This window comes from Nocardia implantans, from assembly GCF_035544775.1.
Lineage (GTDB): Bacteria > Actinomycetota > Actinomycetes > Mycobacteriales > Mycobacteriaceae > Nocardia > Nocardia implantans.
Genome location: NZ_JAYKYQ010000015.1, coordinates 98,502 through 117,903 on the forward strand (window position 1 = coordinate 98,502; position 19,402 = coordinate 117,903).

At 69.9% G+C, this 19,402-nt stretch carries 23 protein-coding genes and 1 riboswitch; of the genes, 12 read left to right on the forward strand and 11 right to left on the reverse strand.

Annotated features, from left to right (window positions below; genetic code table 11):
* Together U3653_RS28830 and U3653_RS28835 are read left to right on the forward strand one after the other, a co-directional pair.
* A complete protein-coding gene (locus U3653_RS28830) occupies positions 1 to 321 on the forward strand; it encodes a DMT family transporter (protein WP_195078029.1) in 321 nt (106 codons plus the stop codon).
* A 163-nt stretch (positions 322 to 484) separates the two neighbouring features.
* Positions 485 to 925 (forward strand): OsmC family peroxiredoxin, encoded by a 441-nt coding sequence (locus tag U3653_RS28835; protein WP_067794871.1) that lies wholly within the window; start codon positions 485 to 487, stop codon positions 923 to 925.
* 56 nt (positions 926 to 981) lie between these two features.
* Here the strand turns inward: U3653_RS28835 and U3653_RS28840 are convergent, their stop codons facing one another.
* The 4 genes from U3653_RS28840 to mhuD all read right to left on the reverse strand — a co-directional run bounded on the left by U3653_RS28840 (position 982) and on the right by mhuD (position 3,068).
* Positions 982 to 1,464 carry a hypothetical protein gene (locus U3653_RS28840; protein WP_195078030.1) on the reverse strand — a complete coding sequence of 161 codons (483 nt, stop codon included), beginning with the start codon at positions 1,462 to 1,464 and terminating at the stop codon, positions 982 to 984.
* A gap of 35 nt (positions 1,465 to 1,499) precedes the next feature.
* Positions 1,500 to 2,306 (reverse strand): CbtA family protein, encoded by an 807-nt coding sequence (locus tag U3653_RS28845; RefSeq protein ID WP_195078031.1) that lies wholly within the window; start codon positions 2,304 to 2,306, stop codon positions 1,500 to 1,502.
* Positions 2,297 to 2,491, reverse strand: a complete 195-nt coding sequence (locus U3653_RS28850) for a CbtB domain-containing protein (RefSeq protein ID WP_039794710.1) — start codon at positions 2,489 to 2,491, stop codon at positions 2,297 to 2,299. Before U3653_RS28850 ends, U3653_RS28845 begins: the two co-directional genes overlap by 10 nt.
* Before the next feature lie 30 nt (positions 2,492 to 2,521).
* Positions 2,522 to 2,673: riboswitch (cobalamin riboswitch) on the reverse strand.
* Between the two features lie 80 nt (positions 2,674 to 2,753).
* Positions 2,754 to 3,068, reverse strand: a complete 315-nt coding sequence (gene mhuD / locus U3653_RS28855) for a mycobilin-forming heme oxygenase MhuD (RefSeq protein WP_039794711.1) — start codon at positions 3,066 to 3,068, stop codon at positions 2,754 to 2,756.
* Positions 3,069 to 3,126: 58 nt separating this feature from the next.
* On the opposite strand from mhuD, the gene U3653_RS28860 reads away from it, so the two are divergent.
* Entirely contained in the window at positions 3,127 to 3,873 is a 747-nt protein-coding gene (locus U3653_RS28860) for an alpha/beta fold hydrolase (protein WP_195078032.1), read from the forward strand.
* Between the two features lie 25 nt (positions 3,874 to 3,898).
* Here the strand turns inward: U3653_RS28860 and U3653_RS28865 are convergent, their stop codons facing one another.
* Positions 3,899 to 4,819, reverse strand: coding sequence for an A/G-specific adenine glycosylase (locus U3653_RS28865; protein ID WP_323124580.1), 921 nt, complete (start codon positions 4,817 to 4,819; stop codon positions 3,899 to 3,901).
* 88 nt (positions 4,820 to 4,907) lie between these two features.
* Between U3653_RS28865 and U3653_RS28870 the strand changes: the two genes are divergently transcribed.
* Entirely contained in the window at positions 4,908 to 5,531 is a 624-nt protein-coding gene (locus U3653_RS28870; protein WP_195078033.1) for a carbonic anhydrase, read from the forward strand.
* A gap of 123 nt (positions 5,532 to 5,654) precedes the next feature.
* Complete coding sequence (locus tag U3653_RS28875; protein ID WP_195078034.1) at positions 5,655 to 6,302, forward strand: hypothetical protein; 648 nt, start codon at positions 5,655 to 5,657, stop codon at positions 6,300 to 6,302.
* 11 nt (positions 6,303 to 6,313) lie between these two features.
* On the opposite strand, the gene radA is transcribed toward U3653_RS28875, so the two are convergent.
* Both radA and U3653_RS28885 read right to left on the reverse strand, forming a co-directional pair.
* Positions 6,314 to 7,711 (reverse strand): DNA repair protein RadA, encoded by a 1,398-nt coding sequence (gene radA / locus U3653_RS28880; protein ID WP_195078035.1) that lies wholly within the window; start codon positions 7,709 to 7,711, stop codon positions 6,314 to 6,316.
* Positions 7,712 to 8,332: 621 nt separating this feature from the next.
* A complete protein-coding gene (locus U3653_RS28885; RefSeq protein ID WP_323124581.1) occupies positions 8,333 to 9,088 on the reverse strand; it encodes a hypothetical protein in 756 nt (251 codons plus the stop codon).
* A gap of 407 nt (positions 9,089 to 9,495) precedes the next feature.
* Here U3653_RS28885 and carD point away from each other — a divergent pair, with 407 nt between their 5' ends.
* The 6 genes from carD (at position 9,496) to U3653_RS28915 (ending at position 13,971) form a co-directional block, all read left to right on the forward strand.
* Entirely contained in the window at positions 9,496 to 9,984 is a 489-nt protein-coding gene (gene carD, locus U3653_RS28890) for an RNA polymerase-binding transcription factor CarD (RefSeq protein WP_011206964.1), read from the forward strand.
* A gap of 2 nt (positions 9,985 to 9,986) precedes the next feature.
* Entirely contained in the window at positions 9,987 to 10,712 is a 726-nt protein-coding gene (gene ispD / locus U3653_RS28895) for a 2-C-methyl-D-erythritol 4-phosphate cytidylyltransferase (RefSeq protein ID WP_195078036.1), read from the forward strand.
* Positions 10,713 to 10,714: 2 nt separating this feature from the next.
* Positions 10,715 to 11,182, forward strand: a complete 468-nt coding sequence (gene ispF / locus U3653_RS28900) for a 2-C-methyl-D-erythritol 2,4-cyclodiphosphate synthase (RefSeq protein WP_195078402.1) — start codon at positions 10,715 to 10,717, stop codon at positions 11,180 to 11,182.
* Positions 11,183 to 11,246: 64 nt separating this feature from the next.
* Positions 11,247 to 12,653 (forward strand): cysteine--tRNA ligase, encoded by a 1,407-nt coding sequence (gene cysS / locus U3653_RS28905; protein WP_195078037.1) that lies wholly within the window; start codon positions 11,247 to 11,249, stop codon positions 12,651 to 12,653.
* On the forward strand, positions 12,653 to 13,630 hold the full coding sequence (gene rlmB, locus U3653_RS28910) for a 23S rRNA (guanosine(2251)-2'-O)-methyltransferase RlmB (RefSeq protein ID WP_195078038.1): 978 nt from the start codon (positions 12,653 to 12,655) through the stop codon (positions 13,628 to 13,630). Before cysS ends, rlmB begins: the two co-directional genes overlap by 1 nt.
* 62 nt (positions 13,631 to 13,692) lie before the next feature.
* The gene (locus U3653_RS28915) at positions 13,693 to 13,971 is read left to right on the forward strand and encodes a DUF4190 domain-containing protein (protein ID WP_195078039.1); all 279 of its coding nucleotides are present in this window, start codon (positions 13,693 to 13,695) and stop codon (positions 13,969 to 13,971) included.
* Between the two features lie 153 nt (positions 13,972 to 14,124).
* On the opposite strand, the gene U3653_RS28920 is transcribed toward U3653_RS28915, so the two are convergent.
* The 3 genes from U3653_RS28920 to U3653_RS28930 all read right to left on the reverse strand — a co-directional run bounded on the left by U3653_RS28920 (position 14,125) and on the right by U3653_RS28930 (position 17,405).
* On the reverse strand, positions 14,125 to 14,931 hold the full coding sequence (locus U3653_RS28920) for an enoyl-CoA hydratase/isomerase family protein (protein WP_195078040.1): 807 nt from the start codon (positions 14,929 to 14,931) through the stop codon (positions 14,125 to 14,127).
* 55 nt (positions 14,932 to 14,986) lie between these two features.
* Positions 14,987 to 16,159, reverse strand: a complete 1,173-nt coding sequence (locus U3653_RS28925) for an acyl-CoA dehydrogenase family protein (RefSeq protein ID WP_195078041.1) — start codon at positions 16,157 to 16,159, stop codon at positions 14,987 to 14,989.
* Between the two features lie 271 nt (positions 16,160 to 16,430).
* On the reverse strand, positions 16,431 to 17,405 hold the full coding sequence (locus U3653_RS28930) for a helix-turn-helix transcriptional regulator (protein ID WP_195078042.1): 975 nt from the start codon (positions 17,403 to 17,405) through the stop codon (positions 16,431 to 16,433).
* A 100-nt stretch (positions 17,406 to 17,505) separates the two neighbouring features.
* Here U3653_RS28930 and U3653_RS28935 point away from each other — a divergent pair, with 100 nt between their 5' ends.
* Entirely contained in the window at positions 17,506 to 17,901 is a 396-nt protein-coding gene (locus tag U3653_RS28935) for a RidA family protein (RefSeq protein WP_195078403.1), read from the forward strand.
* A gap of 105 nt (positions 17,902 to 18,006) precedes the next feature.
* Here U3653_RS28935 and U3653_RS28940 read toward each other — a convergent pair whose 3' ends face one another.
* A complete protein-coding gene (locus U3653_RS28940) occupies positions 18,007 to 18,843 on the reverse strand; it encodes a metal ABC transporter permease (protein ID WP_397071654.1) in 837 nt (278 codons plus the stop codon).
* Positions 18,844 to 19,402 lie beyond the last annotated feature (559 nt).

Genomic DNA, 19,402 nt, shown 5'->3' on the forward strand with positions numbered 1-19,402 from the left:
ATGAACTGGGTGGTCCTCGCCGCCGCCGGACTGGTGGAGATCGTCTGGTCGCAGAGCATCAAACCGACCGAGAATTTCACCAGGCTCGTCCCGACCCTGATCTGCTTCGTTCTCGGTGTCACCGCCGTGTACCTGCTGTCGCGGGCCATGCAGACGTTGCCGGTCGGCACCGCCTACGCGGTGTTCACCGGCATCGGCGCGCTCGGCGCGATCACGCTCGGCATCGTCGTCCACAAGGACCCGATCGGTGCGGGACGGTTGCTGGCCCTTGCTTTGATCCTCGGCGGCATCGTGCTGGCTCGGATCACGAATCCCGAGTAGAACAACGGATTCGTCTGGCGCGCCGCGCTTTACCGCGCCGATCGCGCGGCGTGGGTGCGCGGTGCGCCGAGGCGAACCCGATCGGCGAACCGGTGCGCCGGGGCGAGCCGGCCGGGGTAGGTTCGTGCTGAATCGTCAAACGATCATCGGCGAAAGGACCGTGATGCCCACACGTACCGCGCGTACTGCCTGGACCGGCACCCTGCAGGAGGGTTCGGGACAGGTCGAACTGGCCAGTTCAGGGGTCGGTAAGTACGACGTGTCGTTCCCCAAGCGTTCCGCCGAGGAGGCCGACGGCACCACCAGCCCGGAGGAGCTGATCGCGGCCGCGCACTCGTCCTGCTACGCGATGGCGCTCTCGGCGCAGATCGGCAACGCGGGCGGCACCCCGGAGAGCCTGGACGTCACCGCCGACGTGACCCTCGGCCCCGATCCGGCGGGCGGCTTCCGGATCACCGGCATCGAGCTGACCGTCCGCGGCCGCGTCTCCGGGATCGACGCCGACGCCTTCCAGGCCGCCGCCGAGGCCGCCAAGGCGGGCTGCCCCGTCAGCAAGGCCCTCGCCGGCGTCGACCACATCACCCTCGACGCCGCTCTCGCGTAATTCGGCCACCGGTTTCGTGCCCCCCCACAGTGCGGGGGCACGAAACCGGCACGGAATCAGCGTCCGCGGAAGTAGCGACGGGCCGGGCGGGTGTAGAGAGCCGGGATCGCGATCAGGACGGCTACGACGTGAACGGTACGAAGCGTCGCGAGCAGCAAGCCAACGGGTGGGGTGTCCCGGAACAGATCGCGGAATTCGTTCGCGGACATCGCCGCGGCGAGCGGCTCGATGATCAGGGACAGCAGACCGAGCACGCCGATGCCGACGGTGATCAGCAGGCGGGCCCGGCGGTCGCCGCGAGTCATACGCACCGCGACGGCCAGCACCAGCAGATAGATCGCGATGCGAAGGCCGAGCCCGGGCGCCACGCTCGTCGGGTCGGCCGTCGAGAAATCGCGGGCGGCCCGCGCGATCGCCTCGGCGCTACCCGCGACCAACGCGACGACCAGAGCGTTGAACGCGACGCGCACCGCGCGCGGCGGTCCGGAAGGGGCTGCGCCCCGCGATGCGGGCCGGACGGAAAAGGCAGTGCCGGTCATGGGGCCGACACTGCCTCACTGCTTCCGAACGCGAATCACCCTGCGGTAGCGGGCGCTACCGATACCGGAGTATCGGTGCGTGTGGCGAACTCGGTGAGCGCGGCGAAGCCGAGCGCGAGGCAGGCCCACAGAGTCGCGGTCTCGGCCAGCGAGGCCACCCGGAACTGCCACAGCAGGGTGGCCGGGAAGTCCGCGCTCACCTCGTTCACGCCGGGCAGCAGGACGTAGCCGAGCGCGGTGACCAGCATGAACGCCGCGACGCCGCCGATCAGCCGGAACGTGGGCAGCTGGGTGCGCAGCGCGGTGAACGCCGCCACCGCCGCACCGACCGCGACGATGCCCAGCACAACGGCGGCCAGCCACAGCAGAGTGCGCTCGTTGATGGTGTCCGGGTCGCCGACCGCGGGCGGGTTGGCCGGGTACTTGAAGAACGGCACCGCGACGATCGCGGCCCAACCGGCCACACCGAGCGTCAGCGCGAGCCGCGGCCCGGACAGCGTGGTGTAGCGCCGCGCGAAGTGCGCGACCGAGGCGTAGATGGCGCCGAGCGCGAGACCGGCCAGGCCGAGGGCGAGAAACTGCCCGAACTTCTGGCCGCCGCGGCTCACCAGCGCTTCTTCCTCGTCACCGTGGGAATGGCCGCCGGGCGATTCGGCGTGCTCGCCGTGGGAGTGCCCGTCCGGCGATTCGGCGTGTGAGCTGTGCGCTTCCTCGATGGCGATGGCCGCGTCGACTTTGGGTTCGCCGACGGAATAACCGACTGTGGCGGCCAGCAGTCCGGCGATCAGACCGGCCAGCAGGCCGCGCAGCAGCAGGGTTCGAAGCGAACCGATCAGTGGCACGGAAGCCCCAGCAGGTGACGTCCGTCGTGCATCAGCTCATGCAGGTACATCCCGCTGCGCGAGATGACGCCCTGATCGAAGCCGACCAGGTACAGCGTGAGCAGTGCGAGAAGAACGACACCGACCGTGACGAGCACGGTGGCCAGGGAATCGGTTGCCCGGCTGGGTGAATGCGCGATGGCCATTCGAGTCCTCCTTGGGATACGCGTCCCTTAGGGTGGTGGCGCGACGGTGCCGGTGTCTGGCTTTCCGGCACCGGACTCGGTGCGTGGAACACAGTGGCGCGACCGCTCCGGAATCTCACCGGAATTACCGCGTCACCCTCGCGTTTGTCCCTCGAACTGTGACACCCGCACACCCTCGGCGTCAACCGGGTCCGGCACGGGCGTACCACGGCGTCGGGCGAGTCGCCGGGCAGGCTGGCCTGCCCGGCGGTGCGGCGCGCAGTCAGTTCGCGGGTTTGGCGTCCACGTCGAGCACGACCTCGAACTCGAGCAGCGACGCACCCGTCGAGACCGGCTTCTGACGCTCGCCCGCATGCGCCTCGCGCGCGGGCCCGTCCCGCCAAGCCGCGAAGGACTCTTCCGAGTCCCACTGGGTGACAACGAAATACCGCTTCTCTCCGGCCACCGGGCGCAACAGCTGGAAGCCGAGGAAGCCGGGGGAGTTCTCGACCGCGTGCGCGCGGTGGGCGAACCGCTTCTCCAACTCGGGGCCCGCGCCCTCGGGAACCTCGATCGCGTTGATCTTCACAACAGCCATGTGTCCAAGCTAGCGGCTGCCGCCGAGCAGATGCTCGGTGCCTCGTATTGTCGAACCGATGTTGCACGACGAAGGCGGAGCAGGCGCGCCGATCCTGCTGCTGCACGGACTGATGGGCAGCGCGCGCACGTGGCGCGATCAGCTGGGCTGGCTGCGCGAGCACGGCCACGTCTACACCTTCGACGCCGCCGGGCACGGCAGGCCGGCGCCCGCGGAGCTGACGACCGAGGCCTTCGTCGCCGACCTCGCCGCCCGCACCGCCGCGATCGAAGAGCCGATGGTCGTGATCGGGCATTCGATGGGAGCGCTGCACGGCTGGGTATTCGCGGCGACCCACCCCGACCGGGTACGCGCGCTGGTGATCGAGGACATCGCGCCGGACTTCACCGGCCGCACCGCCGCGCACTGGGCGGCGATGATCGAGGCGTGGCCGCAACCGTTCCCCGACGAGGAGGCCATGCTGTCGTTCTTCGGGCCGGTCGCCGGGCGCTACTTCTCGAACGCCTTCGAACACGGGCCGGAGGGATACCGGCTGCACGGCTCGGTCGCCACCTTCCGCGATATCTCCGAGGAGTGGGGGACACGCGATTTCTGGCAGCAATGGCATGCGGTGCGGGTGCCCGCGCTGCTGCTGGAGGGCGAGCACAGCATCACACCGCCGGGGCAGATGCGGCAGATGGCCGCCGCCCATCCGCACGCCGAACACGTGTTGGTGCCGGGCGCGGGCCATCTCGTGCACGACGATCAGCCCGACCGCTACCGAGCGGAAGTCGAGCGCTTCCTACGGCGAGTGCTCGCCAGCTAGCGGCACGGAATCATCGCGGCGTTCGTCAGTTGTCGGATCCGGTGGCCCCGCCTTCGCCCGCCAACGCGAACAGGCCGTCGGGCGTCTGCTCGATCAAGCCGTCCACCAGCAGCGAGTCCAACGCGCGGTCGCGCTGGCCCGGGTCGCGGGTCCAGGCCAGATCCAAGCGGACCCGCTCCACCGGCCCGCTCGCGTGCCGCAGGACATCCAGCAGCCTGCCGCGCGCTTGGCGGTCGGTGCCCTCGTATTTCTGGGTGCGGCGGACCACCTCGCTCGCCGGCCGTCCCGCGGTGACCCACGCGCAACTCGGCAGCGGGCAGCGCGAGCAATCGGGGGTGCGGGCCGTGCACACGGTCGCGCCGAGTTCCATGAGGGCGGCGGAGAACACCGCGGCGCGGTCGATCCGCAGCGGCAGCAGCGCCTCGGTCTCGGGCAGATCCCGCGACGAGGGGTTACCCGCTTCCGCGCGCCCGTGCACCGCCCTGGCAACCACACGGCGGACGTTCGTGTCCACCACGGGAACGCGTTGTCCGTACGCGAAACAGGCGACGGCGCGCGCGGTGTACGCGCCGATGCCGGGCAGCCCGAGCAGAACCTCCACATCGGCGGGCACCTCGTCGCCGTGCTCGCTCGCCAGCACCCTCGCGCACTCGTGCAGCCGCAGCGCACGGCGCGGATAGCCGAGCTTGCCCCAGGCGCGCAGCACTTCCGCCTGCGACGAGGCGGCCATCGCCGAAGGCACCGGCCAGCGCGCCACCCATTCCCGCCAGATCGGTTCGACCCGGACCACCGGAGTTTGCTGGAGCATGATCTCGCTCATCAGGATCTGCCATGCGGTGACGCCGGGGCGGCGCCACGGCAGATCGCGCGCGGTCTCCGCGTACCAGTCCAGCAACGTGTCGGCGTCGATGCCGTTCGGTGCGCCGTTCCGCACTGTCCTCACCATCCCCGTACTACTGCTGCCAGGCGACATTTGCCCGCCCGTAACCGACCGAACTCGCTGGTAACCGTAACCGTCCTGCACAATGGTCGGTATGCCGGATTCCAACCCGATCAGTGCCTGGAAGTCCTTGCGCGAAGGAAACGACCGCTTCGTCAGCGGCGCGCTGCTGCATCCTAGCCAGGGTGCCGCCGACCGGGCCAAACTCGTCAGTGGCCAGCACCCGCACGCGATCCTGTTCGGCTGCGGCGACTCCAGGGTCGCCGCGGAGTTGATCTTCGACCAGGGCCTCGGCGACATGTTCGTCGTTCGTACCGCGGGCCATGTGGTCGACAGCTCGGTGCTCGGCTCGATCGAGTACGGCGTGCAGGTGCTCAACGTGCCGCTCATCGTAGTGCTCGGCCACGACAGCTGCGGCGCCGTCAAGGCCACCATCGACGCGCTCGACGGCGGCGAGGTGCCGGGCGGATTCATCCGCAGCGTGGTCGAGCGGGTCGCGCCGTCCATTCTGGTCGGCCGCCGCGAAGGCTTGTCCACCGTCGACGAGATGGAGGCCAGGCACGTGGTGGAGACCAGCCGCCTGCTCATGCAGCGGTCGATGATCATCTCGCAGCGGGTCGCGACCGGCGAGCTCGCCATCGCCTGCGTGACCTACAAGCTGGCCGAGGGCAAGGCGCAGTTGCACCGGGTCGTCGGCAACATCGGCGAGGTGGTCTGAGCCGCGGCACGCCCGCGCCGGGGTCGGCGTGCCGGCGGAATGTACTCGCCGCCCGCGGGCGCACGCGGCCGACACGCCGTGCCCCTGAGACGATGCGCCCGATGGTGCCCTTACCGTTGAGACGTGCTGGAACCGAATGGACCGCTGCCACCGGAGATCTATTGGCGTCGACGCGTGTTCGCCATCGGAATCCTGGTGGTCGCCCTGGCGCTGGTGATCTGGGTCGTGCTCGCGGTCGTACGCGGCGGCGACTCGCCCGGTGACGCCGCGGCCGGCGGGACCAGCTCGGCCGTGACCAAGTCCGCCGACGCGGCGGCCAAGCCCTCGGCCGAGTCCGGCGCGCCCAAGTCCTCCGCGGCGGCCACCACCGTCGCGGCCGGACCGTGCCCGGACCAATCGCTGGCGATCAAGGTGACCGTCGAGCAGCCCACCTACAAAACGGGTGAGCAGCCGGTGTTCGGGATCGTCATCACCAACATCTCGGCGGTGGCGTGCACCCGTGACATGGGTTCCGGCCTCCAGCAGGTCTCGGTGCACACGCTCGACGGCCAGCGGCGTCTGTGGTCGAGCACCGACTGCTATCCCGATGGTCAGCCCGACGTCCGCACGATGGGCCGCGGTGAGCAGGCGGCGTTCACTGTCACCTGGTCGGGCACCACGTCCCAGCCGAACTGCGCGGGCGAACGCGTCCAAGTCCCACCGGGGCCCTACAGCGTCGTGGCGCAGCTGGGTTCGGTACGCAGCATGGCCGAGCCGTTCAACATCGCTTGAGAGGGGAGGGGTCAGCTGGCGGCCTCCTCAGGGGCGGCGCGTAGTTTGCGCAGGCCCGCTATGCGGATGGCGGAGCGCAGGTCGGTGACCTCGTGGATCTTCATGGTGCTTTTCACCGGGGCCAGGCCGGGGGGCACCAGGGCAGTGGTGAAGCCGAGGCGTTCGGCTTCGGCCAATCTGCGGTTGACGCCGGTCACCTTGCGGACTTCGCCCGCCAGTCCGACCTCTCCGAGGATCACCCAGCCAGGAGGAATCGGGACATCGGACTCGGCGCTGGCGATGGCGAGCGCGATGGCGAGGTCGGCCGACGGCTCGACCAAGCGCATACCGCCGACGGTCGCGGCGTACACATCGCTCTTGCCGAGGAACACCCGGCCGCGGCTCTGCAGGACGGCAAGCACCATGGCGACCCGGTTGTAGTCCAGGCCGCTGACCGCGCGGCGCGGTTGCGGAATCTCGGTCTTCACCGTCAGGCCCTGCACCTCGCCGACCAGCGGACGCTTGCCGTCCATCGCGACCGTCACCGCCGTGCCGGGCACGGAATCCGTCCGGTGGTGCAGGAACAGGCCGGACGGGTCGTCCACGCAGGCGATGCCGTCCTCGTGCAACTCGAAGCAGCCGACCTCGTCGGCGCTGCCGAAGCGGTTCTTGATGCCGCGCACCATGCGCAGCGTGGAGTTCTTGTCGCCTTCGAACTGGAGCACCACGTCGACCAGGTGCTCGAGCGTGCGCGGGCCCGCGACGTTGCCGTCCTTGGTGACGTGCCCGACCAGCAGCACCGCGATGCCGCTCGCCTTGGCCAGCGAAGTCAGGGCCGCGGTCACCTCGCGCACCTGGGTGACGCCGCCGATCACGCCGTCCACCTCAGGGGCGAGCATGGTCTGCACCGAGTCGACCACCAGCAGCGTCGGCCGCACCTGCTCGACGTGTCCGAGCACGATCGACAGGTCCGACTCCGCCGCCAGATAGACCCGGTCGTGCACCGCTCCGGTGCGATCGGCCCGCAACCGGACCTGCCCCGCCGACTCCTCGGCGGTGACGTACAGCGACTTCTCGTCCCGCTGGGCCGCCCAGCGATGCGCCACCTCGAGCAGCAGCGTCGACTTGCCCACTCCCGGCTCGCCGGACAGCAACACGACCGATCCCGGCACCACCCCGCCGCCGAGCACCCGGTCCAACTCGGTGACACCCGTCGGCCGCGCTTTGGTGATCTTGGAGTCGATCTGCGAGAGCGGCGCGGCCGCAGTGCTCGGCAACATCGCCTTGCGCCCCGGCGAACCGACCGCACCCGCCGCGGCGACTACCTCCTCAACGGTGCCCCAAGCCCCGCACTCAGGACACTTGCCCACCCATTTCGCGACCTCGTGCGAACAGGCGGAGCAGCGAAAGGTCGGCTTCGTCTTTGCCACACCGGCACCATACGCACCGGCTGTGTTTGATTTCCAGCGCCTGCGGCGCTGGGTGTTCGCGGCCCCTTATGGCTCGCGTGTGCGCGACCGCCGCTTGCTCCTTCGTCGCCTACGCGGCGGCCGCGCACACGCGAGCCGGGCCGCGAACGCGGATGCTCGGTCTCGCTTCGCTCGAAAGACGTGGTGGGGGTGTACTGGGCACGTGGGTATCGAAGCTCGCTACCGGTGTACGCGGGTAGCGAGCGCTCCGCCTCGGCGCGCAGCTTGCCTGCTACTCGGGCCGACTGTTTGTTGTCGCATAGGAGCAGTGGCTCTCCGCGCACGGGGGTGGTGCGCGGACCGCGGGCGCGCTGAGCTCCCGCCGCGCAGTGGCTCTCCGCGCCAGGGGTGGTATGTCGAGTCGGGAGGCGCTGCCCGGTAAGAAGGTTTATGGCGTGGCCGGGGCCGCTCCATCCACACTTTCCGAGCCCCGCAGGGCGCGAGTCTTACGAGCGCCGTTCGCGGCCCGGTTCGTGGCCGGGTGGGCGAAGCGCATGCGACGCAGTCGCGAGTCTCGCCCGCCCGGCCACGAACCAAGAAGGGGCCGCGAACACGCAGCGCCGCAGGCGCTGCAAATCGAACTCAGTGGCCGCCGCTGTGTTCGGCTTCGGCCGGGCCGGACTTGTCGGACTCGTGGCGCTCGGTGTGCTGGCCCGCGTCGACCGGGACCTGGACCTGGACGGTGCCGTTCTGCTTGAAGTTGAACGAGACGTTGTAGGTGAGGCCGGGGGAGATGTCCCTGGTCAGGCCGGTGATCTCGATCAGGATGGGGTTGGCCTCCGGGTCCTGGCCCGCGGCGGGGGAGCCGTGCTCGCCAGCGCCGTGCGACTCGGCGGTGGTGGTCGGCGCGGCGGAGCGCGGAGCGGAGGTGGGCGCGCCCGCGCTCGTGGTCGGCGCGGCGCTGGTGGTGGTCGGCGCGGCCTCGCGCTTGACCGGCTGGGTCGCCGCGACGACGGTCTGCTGCGGGGCGAGCTCGACGACCGACTTGCCGGAGGCCGGGGTGATCTTGACGGTGCCCAGGTCGGTGGTGATGCTGGTCAGCTCGTCGGTCACGGACTCGCCGTTGTTGATGATGGACAACGCGATGAGCGCCTTGCCGCCCTTGGTGTTGGCGTACCCGGTGCCCTCGGACGGATACACGATGTGCACGTTGCGCAGGGCGATGCGGCCCACGTCGGCGTGGTTGCCGTTCACGGCGGCGACCTGTTCGGCGGTCTGCGAGATCTGGCCCGCGCCGCAGCCGGACAGCGCGATCGCCGCTCCGGCGGCGAGTGCGGCAACCGTCACCATGCGACGTCGCGCCCCCTTGGGGGCGGTCACAGCTTTCAGGGCAGTCACGGGTTGTCCCTCCATGTCGACCGGGCTCTGGCTCCGCGCGGGAGCGTAGTAACTAGGCAGCGTAGTAGTTCCCTCGGCGGCACGGGCGCGGGGGCCGGGTCGAACTCGGGCAAGCCCGCGCGCACGCGGTGGAGTGTGCGGCCGACCACGGGACGTGCGCGCCGACACTCGGCGCGTTGATAACGGTTCGATCGAACTTCGGAAGGTTGCCGCGAAGGTGCCGGCGCGCGGGCGTCGTGCGGCGGCGACGGAGCCGGGAGATAACCCGTTCTGGCACAACGTAATGCACACCGCCTGGCATCTGTCAAGCCCCTGGCCTTCCTCGTTGTGGCCCTGACCTGCACAGTTGATCGCGCCGTTACCGAGTCGCATGTTAAACTGTGAACATCGAAAGGGGCACGGGACACATGATTTTTAAGGTCGGAGACACCGTCGTTTACCCCCACCACGGAGCGGCGCTGATCGAAGCAATCGAGACTCGCACCATCAAGGGTGAGCAAAAAGAGTATCTGGTCCTGAAGGTCGCCCAAGGCGATCTCACTGTTCGGGTTCCCGCGGAGAACGCCGAATACGTCGGCGTGCGTGACGTCGTGGGTCAGGAGGGTCTCGATCGGGTCTTCCAGGTGCTTCGGGCGCCGCATACGGAGGAGCCGACCAACTGGTCCCGCCGCTACAAGGCCAACCTCGAGAAGCTCGCTTCCGGCGATGTGAACAAGGTGGCCGAGGTCGTCCGCGATCTGTGGCGCCGGGAACAGGACCGCGGCCTGTCCGCGGGTGAGAAGCGCATGCTCGCCAAGGCTCGGCAGATTCTTGTCGGTGAGCTCGCGCTGGCCGAAGGCACCGATGACGGCAAGGCTGAGACCCTGCTCGATGAGGTCCTCGCAGCGGCTTCCTGACCGTGAACACAACTGACAACGGTGTCCGTTCCAGTGACGGACCCGTCGTTGCTCTTGTGCCTGCCGCCGGCCGTGGCGTGCGTCTGGGTGAATCGGCACCCAAGGCGTTCGTCCCGGTCGGCGGCAGGCCCATGGTCCGGCTCGCCGTCGAAGGCTTGATCGCCTCCGGCGCGGTCGACCGGATCATCGTGATGGTTCCCACCGAACTCGTCGACAGCGCCGTTGCCCTGCTGCCGCCAACGAGTTCGGTTCAGGTGGTCGTCGGCGGCGCCGAACGCATCGACTCGGTGCGGGCGGGTATCGCCGCGGCGCCCGACGCCGCCTACTTCCTGGTGCACGACGCCGCCCGAGCGCTCACGCCGCCCGACCTCATCGCCAGGGTCGCGGCCGAACTGCGCGCGGGGCGCCCCGCCGTGGTCCCCGGGCTTCCGGTAGCCGACACCATCAAATCCGTCGACGCGGCCGGCGCGGTGACCGGCACTCCCGATCGCGCCCGGTTGCGCGCCATCCAGACGCCGCAAGGTTTCGCGGCCGACCTGCTGCGCTGCGCGTACGCGCCGGAGGGCATCCAGGCGACCGACGACGCGGGTCTGGTGGAGCGGCTCGGCGTCGCGGTCCACACCATCCCCGGCGATCCGCTCGCCTTCAAGATCACCACTCCCCTCGACCTCCGGCTCGCCGACGCGGTGCTCGACGGCGCGGGCGTCGGACGGGCGGTGGCGCCGTGACCATGCGCGTCGGCATCGGCAGTGACGTCCATCCGATCGAAGCGGGCAGGCCGTGCTGGATGGCGGGTCTGCTGTTCGACGGCGACGACGGCTGCGCGGGCCACTCGGACGGCGACGTCGCCGCGCACGCCCTGTGCGACGCGCTGCTGTCCGCGGCGGGCCTCGGCGATGTCGGCGCGGTGTTCGGCACCGGACGCCCGGAATGGGCCGGCGTCTCCGGCGCGGCCATGCTGAAGGAAGTGCGCAGGCTGCTGGACGAAGCGGGCTTCGAGGTGGTCAACGCCGCGGTGCAGGTGATCGGCAACCGCCCCAAGATCGGGCCGCGGCGCGCCGAGGCGCAACAGGTGCTCGGCGGACTGCTCGACGCCCCGGTCGCGGTGTCCGGCACCACCACCGACGGGCTCGGCCTTACCGGTCGCGGCGAGGGTGTCGCCGCCGTGGCGACCGCCCTGCTGCAAGCTTGTCGTTGATCCAGCTCCGACGGACCCGAGCCGGTCCGTGAACGACCTTATACACCAGCTAGGATCGACTGCCGTGACGCTGCGCCTCTTTGACACCGACACGCGGACCATGCGCGATTTCGCGCCCTTGGTCCCCGGCCGTGCTTCGGTGTACCTCTGTGGCGCCACCGTGCAGGGCGAGCCGCACATCGGCCATGTGCGCAGCGGAGTCGCGTTCGACGTGCTGCGACGCTGGTTGATCGCGCACGACATCGACGTCTTCTTCATACGCAACGTCACCGATATCGAGGACAAGATCCTGACCAAGGCCGCCGAGGCGGGCAGGCCGTGGTGGGAGTGGGCCGCCACGCACGAGCGCGCCTTCGACCGCGCCTACGAACAGCTCGGTGTGCTGCCGCCGTCCGCGGAGCCGCGCGCCACCGGCCACATCACCCAGATGGTGGAGATGATGCAGCGGCTGATCGACCGCGGTCACGCCTACGCCTCGGCCGGGAACGTCTATTTCGACGTGGTCAGCTACCCCGATTACGGCAAGCTGTCCGGCCACAAGCTCGACGACGTGCACCAAGGCGAGAGCGCGGGCGAGGGCAAACGCGACCCGCGCGACTTCACCCTGTGGAAGGCGGCCAAGCCCGGCGAGCCGACCTGGCCGTCGCCCTGGGGGCCCGGCCGCCCCGGCTGGCACCTGGAGTGCTCCGCGATGGCCGAGTTCTATCTCGGCGCGGAATTCGACATTCATTGCGGCGGTATGGATCTGGTGTTCCCGCACCACGAGAACGAGATCGCCCAGTCGAAGGCGGCCGGCGACGGTTTCGCCCGGTACTGGCTGCACAACGGCTGGGTGACCATGGGCGGGGAGAAGATGTCCAAGTCGCTGGGCAACGTGCTGTCCGTGCCGAATGTGCTCGACAAGGTGCGGGCCGTCGAATTGCGGTTCTACCTGGGCAGCGCGCACTACCGCTCGATGCTGGAGTACTCGGAGAAGGCGCTGCACGACGCGGCACAGTCCTACCAGCGCATCGAGGCGTTCGTGAACCGGGTGGTGGACCGGGCCGGTGAGGTTCCGGTGGGCAAGTGGACCGACGCGTTCGCCGCCGCCCTCGACGACGATCTGGCGGTGCCGAAGGCGTTGGCGGAGATCCACCGCGTGGTGCACGAGGGCAACAAGGCGCTGGAGGTCGGCGCGATCGATTCCGCGCGCGACCTCGCCGGTCAGGTGCGCGCCATGCTCGCCGTCCTCGGTGTCGATCCGCTCGACCCGCACTGGTACACCCCGAGCGATTCCTCGGCCGCGCTCGGCGCTCTGGACGTGCTGGTGCGCGCCGAACTCGACCGCCGCCAGCAGGCGCGCGCCGCCAAGGACTGGGCGACCGCCGACGCCGTGCGCGATCGCTTGCAGGCCGCGGGCATCGAGGTCACCGACACGGCCGACGGCCCCGAATGGGCGCTGGCGGCATCACAATCCGGAAAGGCCGAGTGATGGCAGGCAATTCGCAGCGTCGCGGTGCGGTTCGCAAGAGCGGCAGCAAGAAGGGCGCCGTGGTCGGCTCCGGCGGCAAGCGCAGGCGCGGACTGGAGGGACGTGGCGCCACGCCGCCCGCGGAGATGCGCACCAAGCACCCCGCCGCCAAGCGGGCCGCCGCGAAAACCAAGGCCGCGCAGGGACGTTCGTCCGCGCGCGGTGCCACCACCCGTCCCGCCGGACGCAAGACCGAGGACGGCCCCGAGTTGGTGCTCGGGCGCAATCCGGTGGTGGAGTGTCTGCGAGCCGGTGTGCCGGCGACCGCGCTGTACGTCGCGGTCGGCACCGAGAACGACGACCGCTTGACCGAGAGCGTGCGGCTGGCCGCCGACACCGGGATCTCCATCCTGGAGGTGCCGCGTACGGATCTGGATCGGCTGAGTGCCAATGGTTTGCACCAAGGCGTAGCCCTTCAGGTGCCGCCGTACCGCTACGCCCATCCGGACGATCTGCTCGACCGGGTGCGGGGCGCCGCCGAGCCCGCGCTGCTGGTCGCGCTGGACAATATCTCCGATCCGCGCAACCTGGGTGCGGTGGTGCGTTCCGTGGCCGCCTTCGGCGGTCACGGTGTGCTGATCCCGCAGCGGCGCAGCGCGAGTGTCACCGCGGTGGCCTGGCGCACCAGCGCGGGCGCCGCCGCCCGGCTTCCGGTCGCCCGCGCCACCAATCTCACTCGCACGCTGAAGGATTGGGCGGCTCAGGGTATCCAGGTGGTCGGCTTGGACGCCGGCGGCGACACCACGCTCGACGATTTCGACGGCCGCGAGCCGACCGTGATCGTGGTCGGCTCGGAGGGCAAGGGGCTGTCGCGCCTGGTGCGGGAGTCCTGTGACACGATCCTGTCGATCCCGATGGCCGGGCCGGTGGAATCGCTGAACGCGTCGGTGGCCGCCGGGGTGGTGCTTTCGGAAGTCGCCCGCCAGCGCCGCGTGTGAAGGTTTGCGCCTCGCACGCCTAAAAACACGGAGAGGCCGCTCACCCCAGTAGAATTCGGGTGGTGGTGATACCCAATCAGCCCATAGGTTCGCCGGTCGAGCATCCGAACGCGACGGCGGTGTTGTTTCTCGGCGCGGCGAGCGTCTTGTGCTGCGGGGTGCTGGGGCCGGTGGCATGGGCGCTGGGACGGCGCGCGCTCGACCAGATCGAGGAATCCGGCGGCGCGTACGGTGGCCGGGCCCAGGTTATGGTCGGGTACATACTCGGCGTCATCGGCACCGTCCTCATGATCATCTTCGCGGTGCTGTTCCTGCTCATCCTGCTCGGCGGGAACGCTTGAGCGTCCGCGTGCGGGCGCCGGACGACATCGGGAACGATCAGTCCCCGCACTGAACCGCGACAGGCCACGCCTGAGTCCGTTCCGCCAACAAGGGGGGTGGGCGCGGTCGAACGTTCCCGTGCGCTGACACCGCCGGAGCCGGGCGGAGACCGCCTAGTCCAGACTGGGCCGCTCGCGCTCGGCGGTGTCCCAGGCGGGCCACTCCGTGCTGACGCTGCCCGACCAGCTGGGCTGCCTGCGATCGCGGAACGCGGCCATGGCCTCGCCACCGTCGATGCTCTTGGTCGCGTGCTGGTTGAGATCGGTTTCGAGCTTGCCGACCACGGCCGGGCTCATGCCGAGCCCTTCCCAGAGCAGCCGCTTGGACAGTGCCACGGGTAGCGGCGCCGAGCCGTTCGCGATGTCGTGCGCGACGGCCAGCGCGGTGGGTAGCACCTCGCCGGCGGGTAATGAGCTGTTGGCCACGCCCATCGCCTTCGCCTCGTCACCGTCGAAGGTGCGCCCGGTGAGCATGATGTCGGCGGCGTTGGCCATGCCGACCAGCCGGGGTAGCGTCCAGTGCGCGTAGCCGTCGGCCAGGACGCCGCGGCGCACCTGGTTCAGTCCGTACACCGCGTCGCGCGCCATGTACCGCAGGTCGCACTGCAAGGCCAGGGCCAGGCCGATGCCGACCGCGTGGCCGTTGACGGCCGCGATCACCGGCTTGCGCACGCGCCACGGCGGCGGATCGATGGTGGCGCTCACCTCACCCACCCGATTGGAGAGGTCCGCGCCCGCGCAGAAGGCGGGCGGGGTGCCGGTGATGATCACGGCACGGATGGCGTCTTCCGAATCGCAGCGCTGCAACGCGGCGCCCAATTCTGCCGCCATCGTCGGGGTGAAGGCGTTCTGCTGGGCGGGCCGGTTGAGCGTGAGCACGGCGACGCCCCGGGAGACGTCGACGTGCAGTTCCGAACTCATGCCACAGGATGTTAGCCGACGCGCGCTGACCTGACCCGGGGCCGAAAGTCCTCCGCTATCCGCGCAGCACCTTGCGTCCGATGGCGTACTTGTGCACTTCGGTCGGCCCGTCGTAGAGACGGAAGGCGCGCATGTCGCGGAAGATCATCTCGACCACCGTCTCGTCGCTGATGCCGATGCCGCCGAGCACCTGCACGCACCGGTCGGCGACCTTGAACAGTTCCTCCGAGACGAACGATTTGGCGATCGAACTCTCGTGCCGCGCCTTCTCGCCGTTGTCCATCAGCCAGCACGCGTGCCAGATGGTCAGCCTGCACTGGTGCAGGGCGATCTCGTTGTCGGCCAGCATGAACGACACGCCTTCGTGCTCGCCGATCGGCTTGCCGAACGCGGTGCGGGTGCGCGCGTGCTCGACAGCGATGCTCTGGGCCCGCTCGGCCGCCCCGAGCCAGCGCATGCAGTGGGTGAGGCGGGCCGGAGCGAGCCGGAGCTGGGCGTAGCGCAACGCCTGGCCCGCCTCACCGAGCAGCGCCTCCCTGGGCAGGACCAGGTTGTCGAAGCGGACCACACCGTGTCCGGCGACGTAATTGCGGTCCATCGTGTTCATCGTGCGTTCGATGACGATGCCGGGCTGGTCGCCGTCGGCCAGGAACAGCGTGGGGCCTTCGGGCAGGTGCGGGTTGGCGGCAAGGCGCGCCATGATGATCCAGGTCTTCGCGCCGTTCGCCCCGGTGATCAGCCACTTGCGCCCGTTGATGGTGAAGTTCTCGCCGTCGAAGGTGGCGCCGGTGGACAGCTGGGCGGGGTCGGAGCCCGCGCCGTCGGGCTCGGTCATGGCGAAGACCGAGCGCTGATGGCCAGCGACCACGGGGGCCAGGTAACGCTGGACCTGGTCGGGATCGGCCACCTTGGACAGCAGGAACATGTTGCCCTCGTCGGGCGCCGCGCAGTTCATCGCGACCGGGCCGAGCGTGGACCAGCCCGCGGCCTCGTAGATCACCGCTTGCTCGATGTGGGTCAGCCCGCGTCCGCCGAGCGACTCGGGGGCCTGCACGGTGAGCAGCTTCTCGGCGCGGGCGAGTTCGACGAGTTCCTGCCGCAGCTCGTCGGTGGGGCCGTGCGCGGTCAGGCGCGGGTCGCGCTCGTAGGGGACGATCTTGTCGATGACGAAGCGGCGCACTCGGTCGCGTTCGGCGGCGAGGTCGGCGGGAATCGCGAAGTCGATCATCGTTGGTCACCATTCGTTCGGGGGCGCGATGGGTCGAGCATACGAAAGCATCCTGGTATGACTGAAGGCGGCTGCCATCACTGGCTCGGTGAAACCGGGGTGAGTCCTGAGCTGGGCCGACATCCGCTGGTCTCGGCGTGGCCGGAGAGGGTGTAAGGGCCGCCGCGAGAATTTCCCCTCACACTGAAGGATTCCCCCTGGGGCACTGTCCGCCGGATACCCAGGAGTGCGGGACGTGGCCAGCCCCCAGCCGAGGGGTGCGCGCCGACTCTCAGGACGACTCTCCATAGCGGGCGGCGATCGCGGCGGCGCGATCTCGGAGGGAGGTGCGCAACCACTGTGGGGCCAGGGCTTCCGCATCCGTGGCGAGCTCCCAGAGCGCCCATTCGGCATGTCGCGCATCCTGGAAGGTCACCTCCAGCCGCAGTCGGCCGTCGGCGTCGGATTCTTCGGCACGGACGGTGAGCGCGGTGCTCACCAGCGCATCGCGCCGAGCCGGGTCGACCCGTACCAGCACCGTGACTTGGTCGCCGCCCATCCGGAACCGCGTGCTGTGTTCCTGCCAGGCCCGGTCCAAGTCGACCCGGTCCGGTCGCTGCGCGGGTTCGGGGAGTTCCTCGGCGGCCAGCACCCGGGACAGCCGGTAGGTGCGGTCGGCGCCGGATCTCGTGGCCAGCAAGTAGCCCTGGCCGCGCGCGGTGACCAGGCCGATCGGATCCACCGTGCGCCACATCGGGGTCTGGTCCACAGCCGCGTAGTGGATGCGCAGCTTGTGGCCGGCGAACACCGCGCGCCGGATCTCGGTCACGATGGCGTCGGGCACCTCCTCGGCAACCAGCCGGCGCGACAGGAGGTCGGTCTCGGGGTCGATGAGCAACCGCTGCGCCGCGTCGCTCGCGATAGCCCGATGGCTTTCGGGCAGTGCGTCGACCACCTTCAGCATGGCCGAGGCGAGCGCCGAGCCGAGGCCGAATGTCCGCGCGCCGCGCCGTGTTCCGGCGACCAGCAGGGCGAGGGCCTCGTCGTGGTTCAGGCCGGTGAGTTCGGTCTGGAACCCGGGCAACAACGCGAAGCCGCCGTGCCGCCCGCGTTCGGCGTAGACCGGGACGCCGGCAGCGGACAGGGCTTCGATGTCGCGCAGCACCGTGCGGGTGGATACCTCCAGCTCGTGGGCGAGCGCGTCCGCGGTCAACCGACCGCGTTGACGCAGCAGCAGCACCAGCGAGACCAAGCGGTCGGCGCGCATGCGAAAAACCTACCGGAATACCTGACCGAGGATGTCGTGATTTGTTGGGAGGCTCAGGGGCGTACGAATTCGCGATGGATCGATGGGAGCTGATGTGGCAGTGGAACGAACGGCGGTCAACCCGGTGACGTGGGCGGCGGAGATGGGTTTCCACCAGGGTGAGGTCGTCTCCGGGCACACCCGGACGCTGTACTGCTCCGGGCAGACCGCGATGAGCCGCGACGGCAAGCCCCAGCACGACGGTGACATGGCGGCGCAGTTGGCCCTGAGCCTCGACAACTTGGAGGCCGTGCTCGCCGAGGCGGGCATGTCGCTGGCGAATCTCGTTCGGCTCAACGTCTACACCACCGACGTCGATCTGCTGTTCCCGCACTACGGTGTGCTGGCGTCGCGGCTGGGCGCCGCCGGAGTGGCACCGCCCACCACGATGCTCGGGGTGACGCGGCTGGCGATCCCCGGCCAGATGGTCGAACTCGAGGGCACCGCCGTCGCGTGACGCGGCCTCGCCGCTCCTCGTGCCGAGCGGACCGGCACGAGGGGCGGGAAGGTGGATGTTGCCAGGTGACCTGGTGTCACGACCCGGACGATGGGTATGTGGCGCTCAGCGGACGCGGGCGAGTTCGCGATTGCGGGTGCCGAGCAGGCGGCAGGCGAGGTAGATCAGGAACGAGATCGTGGTGACGAACGTCGAGACGGGGACGCCCGGCGCGAGCGACAACAGGATGCCGCCCACGGCGGCGAGTTCGGCGAACACCACCGCGAGCACGGTCGCCCGGATCGGGTCCGCGGTGAGCTGTGCGGCCGCGGCGGCCGGGGTGATCAGCAGGGCGAGGACCAGCAGGGCGCCGACGATCTGCACGCCGAACGCCGCCGTGATGCCGAGCAGGACGGCGAACACGATGGACAGCGCCCGCACCGGAACACCGCGGGCCACGGCCACTTCCGGATCGGAACTGGCGAACAGCAGCGGCCGGTAGACGAAGGCGAGCACCGCGATCACCCCGGCGGTGCAGACGGCGAGCAGGCCGAGCCCGTTGTTGCCGACGCTGACCACCTGACCGGTCAGCAGCGAGAATTTCGATCCGGCGCGATCCGGGCCCAGCCACAGGAAAAGCACCGAGAGTCCCAAACCGAACGAGAGCACCACGGCGATCACGGAATCGCGTTCGCGCGCCCGGGCCCCGAGCAGGCCGAACAACACCGCCGCCACCACCGACCCCGCGATGGCGCCGAGGCCGACGCCGACACCGGCCAGCAGCGCGGCGGCGGCGCCGGTCAGCGAAAGCTCGCTGGTGCCGTGCACGGCGAACGACATCTGCCTGCTGATGATCAGTGGGCCGATCACACCGGACAGCAGCCCCAGCAGAGCCGCGGCGAGCAACGCCTGCTGGACGAAACCGTAGGACAGCAGGTTCGCCGTGGTGCCGAAGTCCAGCATCTTGCCGAGGACGCCGGTGAGCTTGTCGGTCACGAAGGCACTCCGCTCTGCTCGGGCTCCGTGGACGGCCGGTCGCCGTCGCCCTGCGCATGGTCCCCCGAAGCATGGGATGCCGAGGCCGTGCCCTTGCCGTGGATCGAGCGGTCGGACACCACATCGCCGGTGGCAGTGTCGCCGTTCGCCGAGATGGCCGATGTCTCCGCGGCGGCTGCCAGGCTGCTGGGTGTCGGCTCAGGCGAAGCAGCCTCATGCGTCGCCGGTTCGAGCAGCGGCGAGTCGTGGCCGGTCACATTGGCGTGAGAGGAGCGGCGCATGGCGGTCGTCGAGGCCGTCGGGGTCGGTTCGGCTGGCGCGTCGTCGTTGCCTATCGGGGGGCGGCGCGTGCTGGCTTCCGACTTGCCGTTCGCCGGGATGGCCGGTGGCGGCTCGGGCGAGGGCGCTTCATGCGTCGTCGGTTCGAGGGGCGAGTCGTGGCTCGGCACGTCGGGGTCGGAGGACTGGCCGATCGCGGTTGGCGACGCTGCCGGTGTCGGTTCGGCCGGTGCGTCGCCGTCGCGTG

What these genes read in the sequence shown, in the direction of transcription:
- U3653_RS28830 (WP_195078029.1), top strand. Translation starts at nt 1, where the DNA reads ATGAACTGGGTGGTCCTCGCCGCCGCCGGACTGGTGGAGATCGTCTGG.
- U3653_RS28835 (WP_067794871.1), top strand. Translation starts at nt 485, where the DNA reads ATGCCCACACGTACCGCGCGTACTGCCTGGACCGGCACCCTGCAGGAG.
- U3653_RS28840 (WP_195078030.1), bottom strand. Translation starts at nt 1,464, where the DNA reads ATGACCGGCACTGCCTTTTCCGTCCGGCCCGCATCGCGGGGCGCAGCC.
- U3653_RS28850 (WP_039794710.1), bottom strand. Translation starts at nt 2,491, where the DNA reads ATGGCCATCGCGCATTCACCCAGCCGGGCAACCGATTCCCTGGCCACC.
- mhuD (WP_039794711.1), bottom strand. Translation starts at nt 3,068, where the DNA reads ATGGCTGTTGTGAAGATCAACGCGATCGAGGTTCCCGAGGGCGCGGGC.
- U3653_RS28860 (WP_195078032.1), top strand. Translation starts at nt 3,127, where the DNA reads ATGTTGCACGACGAAGGCGGAGCAGGCGCGCCGATCCTGCTGCTGCAC.
- U3653_RS28865 (WP_323124580.1), bottom strand. Translation starts at nt 4,819, where the DNA reads ATGGTGAGGACAGTGCGGAACGGCGCACCGAACGGCATCGACGCCGAC.
- U3653_RS28870 (WP_195078033.1), top strand. Translation starts at nt 4,908, where the DNA reads ATGCCGGATTCCAACCCGATCAGTGCCTGGAAGTCCTTGCGCGAAGGA.
- carD (WP_011206964.1), top strand. Translation starts at nt 9,496, where the DNA reads ATGATTTTTAAGGTCGGAGACACCGTCGTTTACCCCCACCACGGAGCG.
- ispF (WP_195078402.1), top strand. Translation starts at nt 10,715, where the DNA reads ATGCGCGTCGGCATCGGCAGTGACGTCCATCCGATCGAAGCGGGCAGG.
- rlmB (WP_195078038.1), top strand. Translation starts at nt 12,653, where the DNA reads ATGGCAGGCAATTCGCAGCGTCGCGGTGCGGTTCGCAAGAGCGGCAGC.
- U3653_RS28920 (WP_195078040.1), bottom strand. Translation starts at nt 14,931, where the DNA reads ATGAGTTCGGAACTGCACGTCGACGTCTCCCGGGGCGTCGCCGTGCTC.
- U3653_RS28925 (WP_195078041.1), bottom strand. Translation starts at nt 16,159, where the DNA reads ATGATCGACTTCGCGATTCCCGCCGACCTCGCCGCCGAACGCGACCGA.
- U3653_RS28930 (WP_195078042.1), bottom strand. Translation starts at nt 17,405, where the DNA reads ATGCGCGCCGACCGCTTGGTCTCGCTGGTGCTGCTGCTGCGTCAACGC.
- U3653_RS28940 (WP_397071654.1), bottom strand. Translation starts at nt 18,843, where the DNA reads ATGCTGGACTTCGGCACCACGGCGAACCTGCTGTCCTACGGTTTCGTC.